The 4,496-nt window shown below is 73.7% G+C and carries 4 protein-coding genes; 3 read left to right on the top strand and 1 reads right to left on the bottom strand.

The window, feature by feature from the left end:
• Positions 1 to 79: 79 nt before the first annotated feature.
• The gene (locus GT045_RS33290) at positions 80 to 328 is read left to right on the top strand and encodes a hypothetical protein (protein ID WP_161336475.1); all 249 of its coding nucleotides are present in this window, start codon (positions 80 to 82) and stop codon (positions 326 to 328) included.
• Positions 329 to 422: 94 nt separating this feature from the next.
• On the opposite strand, the gene GT045_RS33285 is transcribed toward GT045_RS33290, so the two are convergent.
• On the bottom strand, positions 423 to 1,577 hold the full coding sequence (locus GT045_RS33285) for a cystathionine gamma-synthase (RefSeq protein WP_161293193.1): 1,155 nt from the start codon (positions 1,575 to 1,577) through the stop codon (positions 423 to 425).
• Positions 1,578 to 1,976: 399 nt separating this feature from the next.
• Here GT045_RS33285 and GT045_RS33280 point away from each other — a divergent pair, with 399 nt between their 5' ends.
• Both GT045_RS33280 and GT045_RS33275 read left to right on the top strand, forming a co-directional pair.
• Positions 1,977 to 3,095 carry a hypothetical protein gene (locus GT045_RS33280; RefSeq protein WP_161293190.1) on the top strand — a complete coding sequence of 373 codons (1,119 nt, stop codon included), beginning with the start codon at positions 1,977 to 1,979 and terminating at the stop codon, positions 3,093 to 3,095.
• Positions 3,096 to 3,528: 433 nt separating this feature from the next.
• Positions 3,529 to 4,296, top strand: coding sequence for a hypothetical protein (locus GT045_RS33275; protein WP_161336474.1), 768 nt, complete (start codon positions 3,529 to 3,531; stop codon positions 4,294 to 4,296).
• The last annotated feature ends 200 nt before the right edge of the window (positions 4,297 to 4,496 follow it).

Below are 4,496 nucleotides of genomic sequence, written 5' to 3'. Positions count from 1 at the left end.
GGGGGCCCAGGCACGCGGGCCGGCGTGCGGGCGGCCCCGGCGTCGTACGGGCGGGCCGTGGCCGGTCCCGGAGGCCGTCGTGAAGCGGGGCGAGCGGGAGCAGGCCGTGCGGCGGGTCATGGAGCGTGCCGTGGCGCCGGTGCCGCCCGAGCTGTGCGCCGACGCGGTGCGGCGCGGGGACCGTCTGCTGCGCAGGCGGCGGCTCGCCCGCCGGGCGCTGTGGGTGCTGGCGTGCGCGGTGGCCGTCGCCTTCGCCGTGTGGTCGGCCACCGCCCACCCGTGGGTGGAGCCGCCCTCGCAGACGACTCCACCGGTCACCGACTGGTGAGCCCGGCTGGTGAACCCCGCTGGTGACCCGGTCGGTGATCCTGGTCGGTGGCCTTGTCCTCGCATCCGGCCGGTGGGTCCGGCCGGGCCGGCTGCTAGCCGAGGGCCTGCTTGAGGTCTTCCAGCAGGTCTTCGACGTTCTCGATGCCGACCGACAGACGCACCAGGTCGGCCGGGACCTCCAGCAGGGAGCCCGCCACGGAGGCGTGGGTCATCCGGCCGGGGTGCTCGATGAGGGACTCGACTCCGCCGAGGGACTCGCCGAGGGTGAAGATCTTGGCGCGGTTGCACACCTCGATCGCGGCTGCCTCGCCGCCCTCGACCCGGAACGACACCATGCCGCCGAACGCCTTCATCTGCTTGACGGCGACGTCGTGGCCGGGGTGGTCGGGCAGCCCGGGGTAGCAGACGCCGGTCACGCGCGGGTGCCGGGTCAGCATGTCGGCGATCTTCGTGGCGTTCTCGCTGTGCCGGTCCATGCGCACCGCGAGCGTCTTGGTGCCGCGCAGCACCAGCCAGGAGTCGAAGGGGCCGGCGACGGCGCCCATCGCGTTCTGGTGGTAGGCCAGCTCCTCGCCGAGCGCCGGGTCGCTGACGATCAGCGCACCGCCGACCACGTCCGAGTGACCGCCCATGTACTTGGTCAGGGAGTGCACGACGACGTCCGCGCCGAGCGACAGCGGCTGCTGAAGGTAGGGCGTGGCGAAGGTGTTGTCGACGACGAGCCGGGCGCCCGCGTCATGGGCGACCTGGGCGACGGCCGCGATGTCGGTGATGCCGAGCAGCGGGTTGGACGGGGTCTCCACCCAGACGGCCTTGGTCCTCGGGGTGATCGCGGCCCGGACGGCCGACGGGTCGCTGGTGTCGGCGACCGACCACTCCACCCCCCAGCGGGTGGCGACCTTGGCGAACAGCCGGAAGGTGCCGCCGTAGGCGTCGTTCGGGATCACCACGTGGTCGCCGGGGCTGAGCAGCGTACGCAGCAGTGTGTCCTCGGCCGCCAGGCCGGACGCGAAGGCGAGGCCACGGCGACCGCCCTCCAGCGCCGCGAGGTTCTCCTCCAGGGCGGTGCGGGTCGGGTTGGCGCTACGGCTGTACTCGTAGCCGCCGCGGAGCCCGCCGACGCCGTCCTGCTTGTAGGTCGAGACCTGGTAGATCGGCGGGACGACCGCGCCGGTGAGGGGATCCGCGGTGTTGCCCGCGTGGATCGCGAGGGTCTCGAAGTGTTCGCTGATATGCCTGTCGCTCATGTGCACCGAGCGTAGTGCGCCCGGCAGGTTCCTGACGTCCGCAATGGGTCTGTCGTCATGTTCTGGACTTCTGGAATCCCGTTCGCCCCGCTGGCGGCGACCGGTCGCCGCGCCCGGCGGGACCGCCCGTCGCCTTCCGGGGCCCCGCTCGTCACGCTTCCCGGGCCCGTCCGTCATGTTCCGCGAACCCGCTCGTCCCGCTCCCGGGCCCGCCCGTCATGTTCGGCGAAGCCGCTCGTCCCGTCCTGCTGGACCCGCTCGTCCCGTCACGCGAGGCCCGCTCGTCCCGTTCCGCGGTTCGCGCCCGTCCGTTGCCCCCTGTCATGCTCCGATCGGGAGTTGTCCACAGGTCGGGGGCGGGGTTCGCCAATTGTCGGCGGTGTCTGGTTCGCTTGACGCATGTCGATTCTCTGGCTGCTGATGGCGCTGCTCATGCTGAGCTTCGTGCTGCTTCCCGTCCTGCGGCGCAGGCGCGGCGGGATCGAGCTGGTTCCTCCCGGACACCCGGACGCCGCCGACCCTGCGGCCTACGGCTTCGTGCGCCAGGAAGAGCTGGACATACGTCTGCCCGGCCCGGACCAGGATCTGCTGGAGGTCCTGGAGCTGGTGCAGCGCACCCGTGACTACCGGGCCGCCGCCCAGCTGCTGGCCGGCACCGAGTCCGCGGGCGAGCTGCGCTGGCAGCGGGTGCAGGCGTTCGCCGGCGCCGCCGCGCTGGAGCTCCAGCAGCGGCCCGGCGGGGTGCACGAGACGCCTGGCGGCCAGTGGCTGCGGGTGTGGCGGGCCGAGCAGCCCAAGGACGCGGGCGGCGCCGCCGTGCACGCGGAGTTCCTGGTGCAGCAGGCATGGCGGACGGCCTCGCCGGGCGCGGACGACTTCCGGATCATCATGGAGGAGGCCAGGACGGTGTGCGAGCAGGCGGCCCTGCTGGCTCCCGGCGACCCCGTGCCGTACGTCATCGAGCTGTCCATCGCGCGCGGACTGGGGTATTCGCAGGCCGAGTTCGAGCAGTTGTGGCTGAAGATCCTCGACCGCGCCCCGCATCACATGGGCGCGCATCTGGCCGCCCTGCACTACTGGTGCGAGAAGTGGCACGGTTCGCGCGAGCAGGCGTACTCCTTCGCCGAGGCCGCCGCGGCCCGCGCCCCGCAGGGCTCGCTGCTCCCCGCGCTGCCCCTGTTCGCCGTGTTCGAGCACCTCCCTGAGGTGAACCTGGTCGCGAGCTTCTATCAGAGCGAGGTCGTCAGCAGGGCGATCCACGGCGCGCTGCACGCGGTGCACGGCGCGGACCGCGACGACCCGACGCTGCCGCACGTCCGGCATCTGCTGACCTTCTTCCTGGTCTGCGCGGAGCGCTGGGCCGAGGCCATGGACCAGCTGATACACGTCGACGGGCACGTCGGCGCGCTGCCGTGGACCCTGTCCGCCGACCCGGCCGCCGCCTTCGCCCTCCACCGCGCGCTCGCGGTGGCCGGTTACGAGGCGAACGGCGGCAGCCCGGCCACCCTGCCCGGCTGACCCGGCTGCCCCACCGAAGGGGCTGGGCTCACCCAGCCGATCAAGCTGACCTTGCCCTGCCGCTGCCCCGACTTGCCCAGCTGGCCCAGCGGACCCACCGGCCCAGCGGACCCACTGGCCCAGCCGACCCGGCTTGGCTGCCCCGGCTGCGAGGTGCACTGCGCGGCGCTGCGGTGCCGGTGCCGATGCCCGGAGTTGCGGGGCTCGGAACAGCTCACGGCTGAGTCGGAAAGGCTCGCGGCCGAGTCGGAAAGGCTCGCGCTCGAGTCGGAGCTGCTCGCTGTCGAGCCAGAACGGCTCGTGGTCGGGTTCGCCGAGGGGGCCGATGTCGGCGGGCCGCTCCCCCGGCGGCCGATCGGGGCGACGGCCGTCCTGCCCGCCCCGTAGATTCGCCCCGCAGGATCGACCGGGGTGCGAAGGGGAGGGCATGGGCATGGGCAGTCGTACGTTCCTGATCGGTGGAGGCTGGGACCGCGCCGAGCTGTACGAACCGTTTCTGCGGGAGGTGAGCGGCGAGCGGCGCATCGGTTGTCTGATCGTCGACGAGGGCGAGGGGGCCGCGCAGTTCGAGCGGTACGCGGTGGCGCTGCGGCAGTCCGCGCCGACGTGTACGCCGGTGCCGCTGCTGGTGCCGCTCGGCGGCCGGTTCGAGCCCGAGGCCCGGCTGGAGGGGATCGACGGGCTACTGGTCTGCGGTGGGCTCACCCCCGCGTACCAGGACGCGCTCGCGGGCTGCCTGGAGCGGCTCCCGAAGCTGCTGGCCGAGCGGGGGGTGCCGTACGCGGGGTTCTCCGCCGGTGCCGCGGTCGCCGCGCGGCGGGCCGTGGTCGGCGGGTGGCTGGTGGACGGCGTGGCGGTGTGCCCGGAGGAGACCGGCGAGGACCTCGCGGAGGTCGAGGTGCGCGCGGGCCTCGGGCTGGTGCCGTTCGCCGTGGACGTGCACGCGGCGCAGTGGGGGACGCTGGCCCGGCTGGTCGCGGCGGTCGGCCGGGGGGACGTCCCGTACGGGGTCGCCGTGGACGAGAACACGATGCTGGTGGTGGGTGACGGCGAGACCCGGGTGGCGGGGTCCGGCCGGGCCCATGTCGTACGACGCCACTCCGGGGAAACGGTGACCGTGCGCTCCTACGCCGCGGGCGACCACTGGCCCACCCCGCGAACGGACGACCACCGACCCAACCCGCGAACGGACAGCCCCTGACCCACCCGCGAACCGACGACCACCGACCCACCCCACGAACGGAGCCCCGGACCCACCCGCGAACCGACGACCACCGACCCACCCCACGAACGGAGCCCCTGACCCACCCGCGAACAGACGACCACCGACCCACCCCACGCACGGAGAGCCCCTGACCCACCCGTGAGCGGGCGGCCGGGCGGCGCCCCGCCAGGGGGCGG

The sequence above is a fragment of the Streptomyces sp. SID486 genome (genome assembly GCF_009865385.1).
GTDB lineage: Bacteria > Actinomycetota > Actinomycetes > Streptomycetales > Streptomycetaceae > Streptomyces.
This window is presented reverse-complemented; position numbering and strand designations above follow the sequence as displayed.

Coding starts and splice junctions, on each gene's coding strand:
- GT045_RS33285 (WP_161293193.1), bottom strand. CDS start 1,577: ATGAGCGACAGGCATATCAGCGAACACTTCGAGACCCTCGCGATCCAC.
- GT045_RS33280 (WP_161293190.1), top strand. CDS start 1,977: ATGTCGATTCTCTGGCTGCTGATGGCGCTGCTCATGCTGAGCTTCGTG.
- GT045_RS33275 (WP_161336474.1), top strand. CDS start 3,529: ATGGGCAGTCGTACGTTCCTGATCGGTGGAGGCTGGGACCGCGCCGAG.